The 16,005-nt window shown below is 59.7% G+C and carries 14 protein-coding genes; 10 read left to right on the top strand and 4 right to left on the bottom strand.

The features are described 5' to 3' along the window. Window positions 1-125 precede the first annotated feature (125 nt). Window positions 126-1,121, top strand: coding sequence for a 6-phosphogluconolactonase (gene pgl, locus AC27FC_RS13615; RefSeq protein ID WP_487160231.1), 996 nt, complete (start codon window positions 126-128; stop codon window positions 1,119-1,121). A 77-nt stretch (window positions 1,122-1,198) separates the two neighbouring features. Here pgl and AC27FC_RS13610 read toward each other — a convergent pair whose 3' ends face one another. Then, window positions 1,199-2,482, bottom strand: coding sequence for a putative acyl-CoA thioester hydrolase (locus AC27FC_RS13610; RefSeq protein WP_033144970.1), 1,284 nt, complete (start codon window positions 2,480-2,482; stop codon window positions 1,199-1,201). Window positions 2,483-2,708: 226 nt separating this feature from the next. On the opposite strand from AC27FC_RS13610, the gene hutI reads away from it, so the two are divergent. The 5 genes from hutI (at window position 2,709) to hutH (ending at window position 8,954) form a co-directional block, all read left to right on the top strand. Then, window positions 2,709-3,932 (top strand): imidazolonepropionase, encoded by a 1,224-nt coding sequence (gene hutI, locus AC27FC_RS13605; RefSeq protein ID WP_096150609.1) that lies wholly within the window; start codon window positions 2,709-2,711, stop codon window positions 3,930-3,932. Then, window positions 3,929-4,867, top strand: a complete 939-nt coding sequence (hutG, locus tag AC27FC_RS13600; RefSeq protein ID WP_196354696.1) for a formimidoylglutamase — start codon at window positions 3,929-3,931, stop codon at window positions 4,865-4,867. Before hutI ends, hutG begins: the two co-directional genes overlap by 4 nt. A gap of 19 nt (window positions 4,868-4,886) precedes the next feature. After that, window positions 4,887-5,621: a histidine utilization repressor gene (locus tag AC27FC_RS13595; RefSeq protein ID WP_023310841.1), complete on the top strand. Its 735-nt coding sequence runs from the start codon at window positions 4,887-4,889 to the stop codon at window positions 5,619-5,621. A 127-nt stretch (window positions 5,622-5,748) separates the two neighbouring features. Beyond that, window positions 5,749-7,434 (top strand): urocanate hydratase, encoded by a 1,686-nt coding sequence (gene hutU / locus AC27FC_RS13590; protein WP_196354695.1) that lies wholly within the window; start codon window positions 5,749-5,751, stop codon window positions 7,432-7,434. Next, window positions 7,434-8,954: a histidine ammonia-lyase gene (hutH, locus tag AC27FC_RS13585; RefSeq protein WP_196354694.1), complete on the top strand. Its 1,521-nt coding sequence runs from the start codon at window positions 7,434-7,436 to the stop codon at window positions 8,952-8,954. The genes hutU and hutH overlap by 1 nt, the downstream gene beginning before the upstream one ends. Before the next feature lie 98 nt (window positions 8,955-9,052). On the opposite strand, the gene AC27FC_RS13580 is transcribed toward hutH, so the two are convergent. Further along, window positions 9,053-9,529, bottom strand: coding sequence for a kinase inhibitor (locus AC27FC_RS13580; protein ID WP_008501131.1), 477 nt, complete (start codon window positions 9,527-9,529; stop codon window positions 9,053-9,055). A gap of 48 nt (window positions 9,530-9,577) precedes the next feature. After that, window positions 9,578-10,867, bottom strand: a complete 1,290-nt coding sequence (gene bioA / locus AC27FC_RS13575) for an adenosylmethionine--8-amino-7-oxononanoate transaminase (protein ID WP_400457444.1) — start codon at window positions 10,865-10,867, stop codon at window positions 9,578-9,580. Between the two features lie 86 nt (window positions 10,868-10,953). Here bioA and bioB point away from each other — a divergent pair, with 86 nt between their 5' ends. Genes bioB through bioD form a run of 4 tightly spaced genes read left to right on the top strand, consistent with a single transcriptional unit; the run spans window position 10,954 to window position 14,581 of the window. Then, window positions 10,954-11,994, top strand: a complete 1,041-nt coding sequence (bioB, locus tag AC27FC_RS13570) for a biotin synthase BioB (RefSeq protein WP_033144975.1) — start codon at window positions 10,954-10,956, stop codon at window positions 11,992-11,994. Beyond that, entirely contained in the window at window positions 11,991-13,148 is a 1,158-nt protein-coding gene (bioF, locus tag AC27FC_RS13565) for an 8-amino-7-oxononanoate synthase (protein ID WP_196354692.1), read from the top strand. Before bioB ends, bioF begins: the two co-directional genes overlap by 4 nt. Next, window positions 13,132-13,887, top strand: a complete 756-nt coding sequence (gene bioC / locus AC27FC_RS13560) for a malonyl-ACP O-methyltransferase BioC (RefSeq protein ID WP_196354691.1) — start codon at window positions 13,132-13,134, stop codon at window positions 13,885-13,887. Before bioF ends, bioC begins: the two co-directional genes overlap by 17 nt. After that, window positions 13,880-14,581, top strand: coding sequence for a dethiobiotin synthase (gene bioD, locus AC27FC_RS13555; RefSeq protein WP_167818311.1), 702 nt, complete (start codon window positions 13,880-13,882; stop codon window positions 14,579-14,581). The genes bioC and bioD overlap by 8 nt, the downstream gene beginning before the upstream one ends. Here bioD and AC27FC_RS13550 read toward each other — a convergent pair. Next, entirely contained in the window at window positions 14,544-15,266 is a 723-nt protein-coding gene (locus tag AC27FC_RS13550) for an ABC transporter ATP-binding protein (RefSeq protein WP_167818310.1), read from the bottom strand. The genes bioD and AC27FC_RS13550 overlap by 38 nt on opposite strands. Between the last annotated feature and the right edge of the window lie 739 nt (window positions 15,267-16,005).

Here is a 16,005-nt window from a genome sequence, read left to right as displayed (position 1 = left end):
AATATTGAATTTACGTTTTGATGGGATGGTACACCGAGAGGCGAACGCTTCAAAACTCCTGTCGACAATTCAGCATTCACCGTCAAAAGTTAACTACTTTCATGCGCAGTGAGGAGTGAATATTCATGAAACAAACCGTTTATACCGCCAGTCCTGAAAGCCAGCAGATCCACGTCTGGCGTCTAAATACCGAAGGGACACTCACGCTGGTTCAGGTTGTTGATGTGCCAGGCCAGGTGCAACCGATGGTCATCAGCCCGGATAAACGTTTCTTGTACGTGGGTGTGCGCCCGGAGTTCCGCGTGCTGGCCTATCGCATTTCTCCGGACGATGGTGCGCTGACGTACACTGCCGAAGCCCCGTTGCCGGGCAGCCCAACCCATATCTCGACCGATCGTAAAGGCAACTTTGTCTTCAGCGGCTCTTATAACGCGGGCTGCGTCAGCGTAACGCGTCTGGAAGATGGTATTCCGGTCGAAACCGTGGATGTGGTGGAAGGGCTTGAAGGCTGCCACTCGGCGAATATCTCTCCGGATAACCGCACGCTGTGGGTGCCTGCGCTGAAGCAGGATCGTATCTGCCTGTTCACCCTGAGCGACGATGGTCACCTGGTGGCGCAGAATCCTGCCGAAGTGACTACCGTTGAAGGCGCCGGTCCGCGTCATATGGTCTTCCATCCGAACCAGCAGTACGCCTACGTGGTCAATGAGCTGAACAGCTCTGTGGACGTATGGGAGCTGAAAGATCCAAACGGTCAGATTGAGTGCGTGCAGACGCTGGACATGATGCCGTCTGATTTCTCCGATACCCGCTGGGCGGCGGATATCCACATTACGCCAAATGGTCGACATCTGTACGCCTGCGACCGTACCTCCAGCCTGATTACCGTCTTTAGCGTCTCTGAAGACGGCAGCGTACTGGCGATTGAAGGGTTGCAGCCAACGGAAACCCAGCCGCGCGGCTTTAATATCGATCACAGCGGTAAATACCTGATTGCGGCGGGGCAGAAATCCCACCACATCGCGCTGTATGAAATTAAAGGCGAGCAGGGGCTGCTGGAAGAGAAAGGGCGTTACGCCGTAGGCCAGGGGCCAATGTGGGTCGTGGTAAACGCTCACTAAGAGGCTAAAAACAAAAAACCTCGCGAATGCGAGGTTTTTTTATGCCCGGTAAACGCAGCGCCACCGGGCAAAACAGCTTACTGCTTCGGCTCAGCAACCACTTTGCTACCCAGACCGCGGTTGTTGTATTCCCACATGCGGTTGAAGTTAGCGTCGTTCAGGTTGCGCTGCACGTTCCCTTTATCATCCACCGCACCGGTATTGCCGGAGAATGGACGTTTGGAGATCGCGGCATCAGCCCACGGCTTCGCCATGTTGAAGCCTTCATTGATCACGCTGTCGCGGATCACGACCTGACCGTTGGTCGCAGAGTCCACGTCCAGGGAGCGTCCCAGCTGCGCCACGCCGTCACCGGCAGCGTTAAAGCGGCTGTTCACGGCCAGGAAGCCGTAGAAGAGGTTAGACTGGGTTGCCGGAGCAAACACGTAACCTTCCTGCTGGGTGCGTGAGTTCACCACGCGGAAATCGGTATTATCAAACACCACCGCGCCGCGACCGGACACCAGATCCACGTCACCTTCAACGTAGCTGTTGGTCACCAGAGTACGGGTCAGACGGTTATTCTGCAGGGTGTTCTGCACGCCGCTGTTGGTCACGAAGAAGGTGTTCTGACGGCCCAGAATGTTGACATTATTAATCTGCACCTTATCGCCATCGCTACGCAGCGCAACGGCCTGGTGGCTGCCGGCATCAACGCTGTCGCCCAGGGTATTCTGAATGGTCAGGTTCTGCAGCTGCAGACCGTTATTCTGAGACCAGAATACCGCCGAGCACATCACGCCAATGGTGGCGGAACGCTTGCTCTGGCAGTTATCAAACATGTACCACGCCGGTTTACCCGGCATATATTTACCGGCCGGGTTCACCAGGTGACGCCAGGTGTTGCTGTCGATTTCGGAATCAATCGCCAGGCCAATTTTTACGTCGATCGCTTTTTCGCCCAGACCGTAAAGCGTAATGCTGCCTGGGGCCGCCGGAACATACACGGTGCCTTCATATTCACCCGGCAGGATCGCGATGTACTGGCGAGACGCGCTGTGTTTAGTGATGGCAGCATCAACCGCAGCCTGAATAGAGGTATGCGTTACGCCCTGCGCACCCGCCGGGCCAACCACGAAGTCAGGCTGTTTAGGCAGGTTGATAGACGACGGTGTCCACGGCGCAGCGTTAGGATCCATCGCCGAGAAGTAGTGCGCACGATCGAAGTTCTTCGCTTCATCAGCGGACAAAATCGGGCGGGAGGCGGTACCGGGCGCAACCTGCTCAGAAGGGCGCTGATCCGGTGGTGTTGAACTGCATGCGGATAAGGTCACGCCAAAGGCGAGTGCTAACGCCAGACGGGAAATCCTGGAAATGTTCAAGGTAGAGCTCCTGGGTATGCAAGTCTTAAACGGGATAGACGAAATAGCCTGCTTTTTTATACTAAGTTGAGCGAAACGGGAAGATAAAAAGGGTAAAAGTTGCATTTTTAGCCCCGGAGCGGCAGGTAGGTGATCACAAATAAATAACATTTTCCGTCAAGGCGGTTGACAGTGGACGGTGGATGCAAATAAATGTCTATACAACCTAAGACAAGTGGAATGCCCCATGCAGCAGATTCATCCCGACGATGTAATATGGCGAAATGCGCGACTGGCTACGATGGCGCCGGACGTACCTGCGCCTTATGGACTGAAAGAGCAACACGCCCTGGTCGTGCGCGGCCACACTATTCTGGCCGCGATCCCTGAATCTGACATTCCTTCCGGACACCGTCACTGTGTCGATCTTCAGGGACGTCTGGTCACGCCTGGCCTGATTGACTGCCACACCCACCTGGTATTTGGCGGCGACCGCGCGGCGGAGTGGGAGCAGCGTCTGAACGGCGTCTCTTATCAAACCATCAGCGCCCAGGGGGGCGGGATTAACGCTACCGTGACGGCGACGCGCAGCAGCTCAGCCGAAACCTTGCTGAAACTGGCGCAGCAGCGGCTCCAGCGTCTCATGAATGAAGGCGTGACGACCGTTGAAATCAAATCGGGATACGGGCTCAACGCCGAGGCCGAAGAGAAGATGCTGCAGGTTGCCCGCCAGCTGGGTCTCAATAATCCGATCGATATCAGCCCAACGCTGCTGGCGGCCCATGCGGTTCCGCCGGAATACCGGCAGGATCCGGATGCTTACCTCACGCTGGTCTGTGAGCAGATACTGCCCACGCTGTGGCAAAAAGAGTTATATGAAGCAGTCGACGTGTTTTGTGAAAACGTCGGCTTTACCCCGTCGCAAACCGAGCGCCTCTTCAAGGCCGCCGCCGCGCTCGGTATCCCGGTGAAAGGGCATGTCGAGCAGCTGTCGAATCAGGGCGGCGCGGCGCTGGTCAGCCAGTATAAGGGCCTTTCCGCCGATCATATTGAGTATCTCGACGACGCAGGCGTTCAGGCGATGGCGGAAAGCGGCACGGTTGCCGTCCTGTTGCCGGGTGCGTTCTATTTTCTTCAGGAGCGCCAGCGTCCACCGGTTGAACAGCTCAGAAAACAGGGCGTGCCGATGGCCGTCGCCACCGACTATAACCCCGGCACCAGCCCGTTTGCGAGCCTGCACCTGGCGATGAACATGGCCTGCGTCCAGTTTGGCCTGACTCCGGAAGAAGCCTGGGCTGGCGTCACGCGGCATGCCGCGCAGGCGCTGGGCCGTGGCGCAACCCACGGACAGCTCAGGGCAGGGTTTGTCGCCGATTTTATCGTCTGGGATGCACATCATCCGGTTGAGATGGTCTACGAGCCGGGACGCAATCCGCTGTATCAACGTATTTTCCGTGGGGAGGCAGTATGAGGTTATGGCGGCCCGTAGCCGAAACCGTCTGGCAGGGGCGCGATGACAGCGCCGAGGCCAGCAGTGCAAAGCGCATTTTCCAGACGATAAAGCAGCAGGGCCAGTTCACGCCGCTTTCATCCGGCATCGCGCTGATAGGTTTTGAATGTGATGAAGGGGTAAAACGCAATCAGGGCAGGCCCGGCGCCGTGCAGGCACCGGATATGCTGCGAAAGGCGCTGGCAAATATGGCAAGCCATCAGGGACATGATCGGCTGGCGGATATGGGCTCGGTGTACGTTGAAGGCGGCGAGCTGGAAGCGGCACAGCAGGCGTTAAGCGATGCCGTCACGGCCTGTCAGCAGTCCGGGATGCGGACGCTGGTGTTTGGCGGCGGGCACGAAACCGCGTGGGCGCACGGTCGCGGCGTGCTGGACGCCTTCCCGAACGAGCGGGTTGTCATTATCAACCTTGATGCCCATCTCGATCTGCGCAAGGCCGACCGGGCCACATCCGGCACCCCGTTTCGCCAGCTGGCGCGCTACTGCGATGAGCGCGGGCGGGAATTTCACTACGCCTGCCTTGGCGTGAGCCGGGCGGCGAACACGCTGGCGCTGTGGGATGAGGCCGAACGCCTGAACGTCACGCTGGTGGAAGATCTCCATTTCAGGCGCGATGCGCTATCCGCCCTGGAAAGGGTGCTGGCGCAGGCCGATCGTATCTATCTGACGATCGACCTGGACGTCCTGCCCGCCAGCGAAATGCCTGCCGTGTCCGCACCGGCTGCGTTAGGCATACCGGCGCTGGATCTTCTCCTGGTTATCGAACAAATCTGCCGTAGCGGTAAGCTACAGGCCGCCGATCTGGTAGAGTTTAACCCGCAGTACGATCGGGACGGGCAGGGCGCTAAGCTCGCCGCCCGCCTGGCCTGGCAAATTGCTCACTGGTGGGCATAACACTATTCAAGGAGTCACGATGTTTTCACGCTCACCTCTGCCGCAGTCGAGCCCTCCCGCGCCTTTCTATGAAAAGGTGAAGCAGGCAATTAGCGAAAAAATCGCTACCGGCGTCTGGCGCCCGCACGATCGCATTCCTTCGGAGGCCGAGCTGGTAGCGCAGTTTGGTTTTAGCCGGATGACCGTCAACCGGGCGCTGCGCGAGCTGACCGACGAAGGGCTTCTGGTGCGCCTGCAGGGCGTGGGGACGTTTGTGGCGGAACCGAAAGGACAGTCGGCGCTGTTTGAAATCCGCAGCATTGCGGACGAGATAGCCGCGCGTAATCATCAGCACCGCTGTGAGGTGCTGGTGCTCGAAGAGACCCAGGCCAGCGCCGAGCAGGCCACAGAGCTTAACGTCAAGGAGGGAAGCCGCATTTTCCACTCCGTGATGGTGCATTTCGAAAACGACATTCCGGTGCAGATTGAAGATCGCTGCGTGAACGCTGAGCGGATACCGGACTATCTGAACCAGGATTACACCCAGACCACGCCGCATGCCTATCTCTCGCTCGTCGCACCGCTGACGGAAGGGGAGCACATTGTGGAGGCCGTGCGCGCCACGCCGCAGGAGTGCGAAAGGCTACGCATTAAAGAGCACGATCCGTGCCTGCTGATCCGCCGTCGAACCTGGTCCTCGTCGCACATTGTGTCGCATGCCCGGCTGCTTTTCCCGGGGAATCGCTACCGGCTGCAGGGCCACTTCATGTCATAAGTTTTATAAGCGTGATCGCTAACGCAATATAACAAAATTGTATCTTTTTTGTTAAATCTGACCTTGTGTGTGCTTGTCTATACAAGTATATCTAAATGCATCATCTGTCCCCTATGAGGAGCACACAATGTCGTCAGGTAAATACCGCCAGCAGGACGTCCGCGCCGCGCGCGGCACCACGCTTACCGCCAAAAGCTGGCTCACCGAAGCCCCGCTGCGCATGTTGATGAACAACCTCGACCCTGAGGTGGCGGAAAACCCCCACGAGCTGGTGGTCTACGGCGGCATAGGCCGCGCCGCGCGCAACTGGGAATGCTATGACGCAATTGTAAAATCCCTGACCGAACTCGAACACGACGAAACCCTGCTGGTGCAGTCCGGCAAGCCGGTTGGCGTGTTCAAAACGCACAAAAACGCGCCGCGCGTGCTGATCGCTAACTCTAACCTCGTGCCGCACTGGGCGACGTGGGAACACTTCAACGAACTGGACGCGAAAGGGCTGGCGATGTATGGCCAGATGACCGCGGGTAGCTGGATCTACATTGGCAGCCAGGGGATCGTGCAGGGCACCTACGAAACCTTCGTGGAAGCCGGTCGCCAGCACTATAACGGCTCGCTCAAAGGCCGCTGGGTATTGACCGCAGGTCTTGGCGGCATGGGCGGCGCGCAGCCGCTGGCCGCCACGCTTGCCGGCGCGTGCTCGCTCAACATTGAGTGCCAGCAGAGCCGCATTGATTTCCGTCTGCGCACCCGCTACGTCGATGAGCAGGCAACCGATCTGGACGATGCGCTGGCGCGCATCAAAAAATACACCTCCGAAGGCAAAGCGGTGTCGATTGCCCTGTGCGGCAACGCGGCGGACATTCTCCCGCAGCTCGTCGCCCGCGGCGTGCGTCCGGATCTGGTCACCGACCAGACCAGCGCCCATGACCCGCTGCACGGTTACCTGCCAAAAGGCTGGACGTGGGAAGAATATCAGCAAAAAGCGGAAACCGACCCGGAAGGCACGGTACTTGCCGCAAAACGCTCCATGGCCGAGCACGTCTCCGCCATGCTGGCCTTCAGCCAGATGGGCATTCCGACCTTCGACTACGGCAACAACATCCGCCAGATGGCGAAAGAGATGGGCGTGAATAACGCCTTTGACTTCCCGGGCTTCGTTCCTGCCTATATCCGCCCGCTGTTCTGCCGCGGCATCGGTCCGTTCCGCTGGGTTGCCCTGTCCGGCGACCCGGAGGACATCTACAAAACCGACGCCAAAGTGAAGGAGATCGTCGCCGATGACGAACACCTGCATCGCTGGTTGGACATGGCCCGCGAGCGCATTAACTTCCAGGGCCTACCGGCGCGTATCTGCTGGGTAGGGCTGGAGTGGCGTCAAAAACTCGGCCTTGCCTTCAACGAAATGGTGCGCAGCGGTGAAGTTTCCGCGCCGATCGTCATCGGCCGCGATCACCTGGACTCCGGCTCCGTCGCCAGCCCGAACCGCGAAACCGAAGCCATGCGCGACGGCTCGGATGCGGTCTCCGACTGGCCGCTGCTGAACGCTCTGCTGAACACCGCCAGCGGCGCGACCTGGGTGTCGCTGCACCACGGCGGCGGCGTGGGGATGGGCTTCTCCCAGCATTCCGGGATGGTCATCGTCTGCGACGGAACCGATGAAGCCGCCGCGCGTATCGCTCGCGTGCTGCACAACGACCCGGCCACCGGCGTGATGCGTCACGCGGATGCGGGTTACGAAATTGCCATTGACTGTGCCAAAGAGCAGGGCCTTAACCTGCCGATGATCCCTGCCACACAAGGAAAGCATTAATGAACGCATTAACACTCACTCCCGGCTCGCTGACGCTCAAGCAGCTGCGTAACGTCTGGCGTAAACCGGTCACCCTTTCGCTGGATGCAAGTGCCCACGCCGCCATTAACGACAGCGTCGCCTGCGTCGAAGCCATCGTTGCCGAAGGGCGCACCGCCTACGGGATTAACACCGGATTTGGCCTGCTGGCGCAGACCCGCATCGCGACACACGATCTGGAAAACTTACAGCGTTCGCTGGTGCTGTCACATGCGGCGGGCGTGGGTCAGCCGCTGGATGATGAGATTGTCCGTCTGATGATGGTGCTCAAAATCAACAGCCTGGCCCGCGGCTTCTCCGGCATTCGCCTGAGCGTGATTCAGGCGCTGATGGAGCTGGTCAATGCGGAAGTCTATCCGTGGATCCCGGCAAAAGGTTCCGTTGGCGCATCCGGCGATCTTGCGCCGCTGGCGCACATGTCGCTGCTGCTGCTCGGCGAAGGCAAAGCGCGCTGGCAGGGCGAGTGGCTTCCTGCGAAGGAGGCGCTGAAAAAAGCCGGATTAACGCCAATTACGCTGGCGGCGAAAGAGGGGCTGGCGCTGCTGAACGGCACGCAGGCATCGACCGCTTTCGCGCTGCGCGGCCTCTTTGAAGCGGAAGATCTGTTTGCCTCGGCGGTGGTGTGCGGTGCGCTGACCACCGAAGCCGTGCTGGGCTCGCGTCGCCCGTTCGATGCCCGCATCCACGAGGTGCGCGGTCAGCGCGGGCAGATTGATGCCGCCGCGATGTACCGTCACGTGCTTACCGACACCAGCGAGATCGCGGATTCACACCACAACTGTGAAAAGGTGCAGGATCCGTATTCCCTGCGCTGCCAGCCGCAGGTGATGGGCGCGTGCCTGACGCAGCTGCGTCAGGCGGCAGAAGTGCTGCTGGTGGAGGCCAACGCGGTGTCCGATAACCCGCTGGTGTTCGCCCAGGAAAATGAAGTGGTCTCCGGAGGCAACTTCCACGCCGAGCCGGTGGCAATGGCGGCGGATAATATCGCCCTGGCGATTGCCGAAGTCGGCGCGTTGTCCGAGCGCCGCATCGCGCTGATGATGGATAAACATATGTCCCAGCTGCCGCCGTTCCTGGTGCGTAACGGCGGGGTCAACTCGGGCTTTATGATTGCCCAGGTGACCGCGGCGGCGCTGGCGAGCGAGAACAAAGCCCTGTCGCACCCGCACAGCGTGGACAGCCTGCCAACGTCAGCGAACCAGGAAGATCACGTTTCGATGGCGCCGGCTGCCGGGCGTCGCCTCTGGGAAATGGCCTCCAACACCCGCGGCGTGCTGGCGGTGGAGTGGCTGGCGGCATGTCAGGGTGTCGATCTGCGTGAAGGGTTAAAATCCAGCCCGCTGCTGGAGCAGGCGCGTCATGCGCTGCGCGAGCACGTATCGCACTACGATGACGACCGCTTCTTTGCGCCGGATATTGATAAGGCGATGCAGCTTCTGGAAGAGGGAAGCCTTGTAGGACTGCTACCTTCAGTGCTGTGATTTTTTGCCCTGACCCTCTCCCACAGGGAGAGGGAATTGCCCGGTTTTCTCCCTCTCCCTGTGGGAGAGGGCCGGGGTGAGGGCATCAGCCCGCACTATTATGAATACATCGCCGTAATCGACGCGCTCCCCAGCGAATGGAAATGCACGTTAAACCCTACCATCGCGCCGCTCGCCCCTTCATCGACCTCAATCTTCTCCACATCCAGCGCGTGCACCGTGAAGATATAGCGGTGGGTTTCCCCTTTTGGCGGCGCCGCGCCGCCGTAGCCCGCTTTACCAAAGTCAGTGCGCGTCTGAATGGCGCCTTCAGGCAGGGCAACCAGGTCTGAACCGGAACCCTGCGGCAGGACGCGCGTGTCGGCAGGCAGGTTCGCCACAATCCAGTGCCACCAGCCGGAGCCGGTCGGCGCATCCGGGTCGTAGCAGGTCACGACAAAGCTTTTGGTTCCGGCCGGAACCTCATCCCACGCCAGGTGCGGGGAGATATTGTCTCCCTGATACCCCATGCCGTTGAATACGTGGCGTTCCGGCAGTTTTTCACCGTCGCGCAGATCTTTACTGATGATTTTCATACGGTTTACCCTCGTTGATCGCTCGTTCAGCAAGTGTAATGCATAGGGTTACATCGTGAAATGCGCGGGAATGTTAACGGCTGTTACAACCGCGTCGGTTAATTTACGCAGCTGCTCCGGCGTAATGCTGTACGGCGGCATCAGGTAGATAAGCTTGCCGAAAGGCCGCACCCAGACGCCCTGCTCAACGAAGAAGCGCTGCAGCGCCGCCATATTCACCGGATGGGTGGTTTCAATCACGCCGATGGCGCCCAGCACGCGCACGTCCGCTACGAAATTCGCGCCCGTGGCGGCGCTCAGCTCGTCTTTCAGCTGCGCTTCAATCGCTGCAACCTGCGTCTGCCACTCGCCGCTCTCCAGAATGGCCAGGCTTTCGCTTGCGACGGCGCAGGCGAGAGGATTACCCATAAACGTCGGGCCGTGCATAAAGCAGCCCGCCTCGCCGTCGCTGATGGTGTCGGCCACCTGGCGGGTCGTGAGCGTGGCGGAGAGCGTCATGGTGCCGCCGGTCAGCGCTTTACCCAGACACAGAATATCCGGCGCAATGCCCGCATGCTCGCAGGCAAACAGCCTGCCGGTGCGGCCAAAGCCGGTGGCGATCTCATCGGCAATCAGCAGAATGCCCTCGCGGTCGCACATCCTGCGAATGCGCCTCAGCCATTCCGGGTGGTACATCCGCATTCCGCCTGCGCCCTGCACAATCGGCTCCAGGATCACGGCTGCGATTTCATGGCGATGCGCCGCCATCAGCCGCGCGAAACCGACCATGTCCATCTCGTTCCACTCGCCGTCGAAACGGCTCTGCGGGGCAGGGGCGAACAGGTTTTCCGGCAGATAGCCCTTCCACAGGCTGTGCATGGAGTTGTCCGGATCGCACACCGACATCGCCCCGAAGGTATCCCCGTGATAGCCGTTGCGGAAGGTGAGGAAGCGCTGGCGCGTTTCGCCCTTCGCATGCCAGTACTGCAGCGCCATTTTCATCGCCACTTCCACCGCCACGGAGCCGGAATCGGCCAGGAACACGCACTCCAGCGATTCAGGCGTCATCGCCACCAGGCGACGGCATAAATCCACCGCGGGCTGATGGGTGATTCCGCCAAACATCACGTGCGACATCTGGTCAATCTGGGCCTTCATCGCCGCATTAAGGCGCGGGTGGTTGTACCCGTGAATGGCCGCCCACCACGAAGACATCCCGTCTACGAGCGGTTCGCCGCTGGCGAGGTGCAGCTCGCAGCCGTGGGCCGAGGCCACCGGATAAACGGGAAGAGGGCGGGTAGTGGAGGTGTAAGGGTGCCAGATATGCTGCTTGTCGAAGGCGAGATCGTCCTGGGTCATAATCGACTTGTAAACCATTTTGAAAAGTTTTAGGTTTACGAGTATAAACCGAACCGAAAATTAACAAAACCCTTTGGAGAAGCCCGATGGCTCACCACGCACGCTGGACGATGTCGCAAGTCACTGAATTATTCAACAAACCTTTCCTTGAGCTGATGTTCGAAGCCCAACAGGTGCATCGTCAGCACTTCGATCCGCGCCATGTTCAGGTCAGCACGCTGCTGTCGATCAAAACCGGTGCCTGTCCTGAAGACTGCAAATATTGCCCGCAGAGCGCGCGCTACAAAACCGGCCTGGAGTCCGAACGGCTGATGGAGGTGGAGCAGGTGCTCGACTCGGCGCGCAAGGCGAAAAACGCCGGTTCAACCCGCTTCTGCATGGGCGCGGCGTGGAAGAACCCGCACGATCGCGACATGCCGTATCTGGAGCAGATGGTGAAGGGCGTGAAGGAGATGGGCCTCGAAGCCTGTATGACGCTCGGCACGCTGAACGAGGAGCAGGCGCAGCGCCTCTCTGCGGCGGGGCTGGACTACTACAACCATAACCTCGACACCTCGCCGGAGTTTTACGGCAACATCATCACCACGCGGACCTATCAGGAGCGTCTGGACACGCTGGATAAAGTGCGTGACGCGGGGATCAAGGTCTGCTCGGGCGGTATCGTGGGCTTAGGCGAAACGGTGAAAGACCGCGCGGGCCTGCTGCTGCAGCTGGCGAACCTGCCGACCCCGCCGGAAAGCGTGCCGATCAACATGCTGGTGAAGGTCAAGGGCACGCCGCTGGCGGACAACGACGACGTGGATGCGTTTGATTTTATTCGCACTATCGCGGTGGCGCGCATCATGATGCCGACCTCTTTCGTGCGCCTCTCTGCCGGTCGCGAGCAGATGAACGAGCAGACCCAGGCGATGTGCTTTATGGCCGGAGCCAACTCCATCTTCTACGGCTGCAAGCTGCTGACCACGCCGAACCCGGAAGAGGACAAAGACGTTCAGCTGTTCCGCAAGCTGGGGCTTAACCCGCATCAGACCGAAGTGCTGACGGGCGATAACGAGCAACAGCAGCAGCTGGAGCAGCAGATTTTCAACGCCGACACCGACCAGTTCTACAACGCGGCAGCCGTATGACCTGGCAGGCACGCATTAATACCGCGCTGGACGAACGCCGGGCGGCAGAGGCGTTTCGCGTTCGCAGGGTGGTGGAAAACGGCGCGGGCCGTTTTCTTACCCGCGAGGGGCGGCAGTTTTGTAATTTCTCCAGCAACGACTATCTCGGGCTGAGCCAGCATCCTGCCATCATCCGCGCCTGGCAGCAGGGTGCGGAGCGGTTTGGCGTGGGCAGCGGCGGCTCGGGACACGTCAGCGGATATACCACCGCGCATCAGGCGCTGGAAGAGGCGCTTGCCGACTGGCTCGGCTACCCGCGCGCGCTGCTGTTCATCTCCGGCTTTGCCGCCAACCAGGCGGTCATTACCGCCCTGATGGGAAAAGAGGACCGTATTGTCGCCGACCGCCTGAGCCACGCCTCGCTGCTGGAGGCGGCAAGTTTAAGCCCGGCGCAGCTGCGCCGCTTTGCCCATAACGATGCGGGGCAGCTCGCCGGGCTGCTGGATAAACCCTGCGACGGACAACAGCTGGCGGTTACGGAAGGGGTGTTCAGCATGGACGGCGACAGCGCGCCGCTTGCCGCGCTGCACGAGGCAGCAAAGCGGCAAAACGCCTGGCTGCTGGTCGACGATGCCCACGGCATTGGCGTAATGGGCGACGAAGGTCGCGGCAGCGCATACCAGCAAAACGTGAAGCCCGAGCTGCTGATCGTCACCTTCGGCAAAGGCTTTGGCGCCAGCGGCGCCGCCGTGCTGTGCAGCGAGTCCGTCGCCGACTATCTGCTGCAGTTTGCCCGACACCTGATCTACAGCACCAGCATGCCCCCGGCGCAGGCCGTGGCGCTGTCTGCGTCGCTGGCGGTGATCCGCAGCGCAGAAGGGGATGAACGTCGTCAGCGGCTGGCAGAGCATATCTCCCGCTTCCGCAAGGGGTTAGCGGCGCTGCCCTTCCACAGTCCCGATTCGCAAAGCGCCATCCAGCCGGTGATTGTCGGCGAAAACGGCCGCGCGCTGGCGCTGGCACAGGCGCTGCGCGAGCGCGGCATGTGGGTGACCGCCATTCGCCCGCCAACGGTCCCGCCGGGTACCGCGCGGCTGCGTTTAACCCTGACGGCGGCGCATGACGCTCGGGATATCCAGACGCTGCTGGAGGCGCTCCATGACGCCGGTGAATAAGCAGGCCGTCGCGGCGGCATTTGGTCGGGCCGCGCAGAGCTATTCTCAGCACGATGAACTGCAGCGTCAGAGCGCGGAGGGGCTTCTGGCCGCGCTTGGCGACAACCGCTTTCCGCAGGTGCTGGACGCGGGCTGTGGTCCCGGCAGCAACAGCCGCTACTGGCGCGGGGCGGGAAGCCAGGTCACGGCTATCGACCTCTCGGACCAGATGCTCGACGAGGCGCGACAGCGGCAGGCAGCGGACCATTATCTGCTGGCGGATATCGAGGCGATCCCGCTGGCGGATGCGCAGTTCGATCTGGTCTGGAGTCATCTGGCGGTCCAGTGGTGCAGCAGCCTGCCGCAGGCCTTGCGCGAGCTTTATCGCGTGGCGCGACCGGGCGGGAAGGTGGCCTTTACCACCCTGCTGGAAAGCTCGCTGCCGGAGCTGAATCAGGCGTGGAAAGCGGTGGATGAGCAGCCTCACACTAACCGCTTTTTATCGCATGAGCAGGTGATGCAGGCGCTGGCAGGCTGGCGTTACCGCAGCACGGTGCAGACCATCACCCTCAATTTTGGCGATGCGTTCAGCGCTATGCGTTCGCTGAAGGGCATCGGCGCCACGCACCTGCACGCCGGACGGGAGAAAAAACCGCTGACCCGGGGCCAGCTGCAGCGTCTGGAGCTGGCCTGGCCGCAGCAGCGGGGACATTTCCCGCTCTCTTATCAACTTTTTCATGGGATTATCGAACGTGACTGAACGTTATTTTGTTACCGGCACGGATACGGAAGTGGGCAAAACGGTGGCCAGCTCGGCGCTGCTGCAGGCGGCACGACTGCTCGGAAAAAACACCGCCGGATATAAGCCCGTTGCTTCCGGCAGCGAGGTGACGGCGGAAGGATTACGCAACACCGACGCGCTGGCGCTCCAGCGTAACAGCACCCTTGAACTCGCCTATTCAGCGGTCAATCCGTACACCTTTGCCGAACCGACCTCGCCGCACATCATCAGCGCTGACGAAGGTCGTCCGATTGATTTCACCGTGCTGTCAGCCGGGTTACGGACGCTGGAAAGCCAGGCCGACTGGGTGCTGGTGGAAGGTGCAGGCGGCTGGTTTACGCCGCTTTCGGACACGCAGACGTTTGCTGACTGGGTGCAGGCCGAGCAGCTTCCGGTCATTCTGGTCGTCGGCGTCAGGCTGGGCTGCATCAATCACGCCATGTTGACCGCGCAGGCCGTACAGCAGGCCGGGCTGACGCTGGCTGGCTGGATAGCCAACGACGTGGTTGCGCCGGGTAAACGACATCAGGAGTATCTGGCGACGCTCAGGCGCGTACTGCCCGCCCCGTGCCTGGGGGAAATTCCCTGGCTTGCTGAGGGTGCGGAAAATGCCGACACCGGGCGTTATCTCGATCTCAGCGTCTTGCTTCCCGCGACATCCAGTGCGCGATAAGCTCGTCATCCAGTTCGTTAACGTGGCCCTGCGCCACGTTACGCCCGCGATAGAGCATGCAGAAACGGTCCGCAACCCGGCGGATAAACGACAGCTGCTGCTCCGCTAATAGCACCGTCATACCTAACTCCCGGTTTAAGCGCGCCAGCAGCTGCCCCAGCTTCTGGGCGAAGCTGTGTCCTGCGCCGTGCAGGGGCTCATCGAGGATCAGCAGGTGCGGACGGTTCACCAGCGCGTTAGCCAGCGCCAGCTGATACTGATCGTCCGGAGAGAGCGTGTTCGCACGGGCCTGTCGCAATGCGTAGAGCGCCGGAAACAGGTCGTAAACGTCACTTTTCGCTTCCGGGTTGGGTTTCCCCATCGCCCGCATGGCGATATGCAGATTCTCCTCAATCGTTAGCTGGGAGAAGATCCGCCTGTCCTGCGGGACATAGCCTATCCCCGGTCCTGAGCATGGTTCTGGCGGCTGGTTAAGCAAGTCGCGCGGCGGCGCGCCCGCCTCGTGCCAGATGATGCTGCCGCTTTCAACGGGCACTCTCCCGGCGATGCAATTCATGAGGGTGGTTTTCCCCATCCCCGGCAGGCCAACGACGCCTGTACACATCCCTTGCGGAAAATCCAAATTCACGTTCCATAGCGTATGTTGGCTTCCGTAAAACTGATTCACAGCACGCAGACTCAACATCTTTTTCTCCTTAAAAATGTGTGTAGGTGAGGCTCGTGTTTGAATCTGCAAAACCCCTGCCAGAAACCGAAAAGTGTTCAAAAAAACGGCTTTTTTAGGAATGAATCACCAGAAAGCGGTTTATAAAAAACCGGATTGCACAGCGACGGTGCTGGAGGTGGTGAGTTGTGGTGCAGAACCCAAAATGATGAAAATGTGAGCAAGATCCCATCGACTGGTTATGAATGACGCAACTGTTAATCATCAAAAAATAGCTATAAAAATTTTTTACTGCCGTCTCGTGGGAAAAACCGGGAATTTGCCGAGCGCCAGTCTGTATGGGCTGGAAGCAGTTATCCACTATTCCTGTGGATAACCATGTGCATTAGAGTTAGAAAACACGCGATAAGCGAGAGAAGACGCGGCTTACGCCCAAATTGGCGCGAAACGCGGCTTTAGAAAATATCGTTTATTATTTAATTGCTTAGATAAAAGCAATTCCCGTCATGAAAGTGTCACCCGTTGCCACAAAACTATCATTACCTGGCTTGACAAATGTTAAAAAAGAAAAAGTTCTGGGGATAACCTGACCTGACTGGTGTTTTATATTGTCACAGTCCAAATTTTGGCCGCTATCGCGCTAATCATTCAGGCGCTATGCTAAATATCCTGACATGCTACTGGTTTTTCATCCAGTGTTTTTTACTGGCATTCCTGGCAACAACGAGTAAAATTACTCACCTGCCGCTTATAACGTCAT

This window comes from Enterobacter sp. C3_dUdeg, assembly GCF_057536195.1.
The sequence above is the reverse complement of the archived record's forward strand: the minus strand, read 5'-3'. Positions and strand labels throughout refer to the sequence as shown.

Bases quoted from the DNA above. Each gene is read 5' to 3' on its own strand.
- pgl (WP_487160231.1), top strand. From the start codon at position 126: ATGAAACAAACCGTTTATACCGCCAGTCCTGAAAGCCAGCAGATCCAC.
- hutI (WP_096150609.1), top strand. From the start codon at position 2,709: ATGCAGCAGATTCATCCCGACGATGTAATATGGCGAAATGCGCGACTG.
- hutG (WP_196354696.1), top strand. From the start codon at position 3,929: ATGAGGTTATGGCGGCCCGTAGCCGAAACCGTCTGGCAGGGGCGCGAT.
- AC27FC_RS13595 (WP_023310841.1), top strand. From the start codon at position 4,887: ATGTTTTCACGCTCACCTCTGCCGCAGTCGAGCCCTCCCGCGCCTTTC.
- hutU (WP_196354695.1), top strand. From the start codon at position 5,749: ATGTCGTCAGGTAAATACCGCCAGCAGGACGTCCGCGCCGCGCGCGGC.
- hutH (WP_196354694.1), top strand. From the start codon at position 7,434: ATGAACGCATTAACACTCACTCCCGGCTCGCTGACGCTCAAGCAGCTG.
- AC27FC_RS13580 (WP_008501131.1), bottom strand. From the start codon at position 9,529: ATGAAAATCATCAGTAAAGATCTGCGCGACGGTGAAAAACTGCCGGAA.
- bioA (WP_400457444.1), bottom strand. From the start codon at position 10,867: ATGACCCAGGACGATCTCGCCTTCGACAAGCAGCATATCTGGCACCCT.
- bioB (WP_033144975.1), top strand. From the start codon at position 10,954: ATGGCTCACCACGCACGCTGGACGATGTCGCAAGTCACTGAATTATTC.
- bioF (WP_196354692.1), top strand. From the start codon at position 11,991: ATGACCTGGCAGGCACGCATTAATACCGCGCTGGACGAACGCCGGGCG.
- bioC (WP_196354691.1), top strand. From the start codon at position 13,132: ATGACGCCGGTGAATAAGCAGGCCGTCGCGGCGGCATTTGGTCGGGCC.
- AC27FC_RS13550 (WP_167818310.1), bottom strand. From the start codon at position 15,266: ATGTTGAGTCTGCGTGCTGTGAATCAGTTTTACGGAAGCCAACATACG.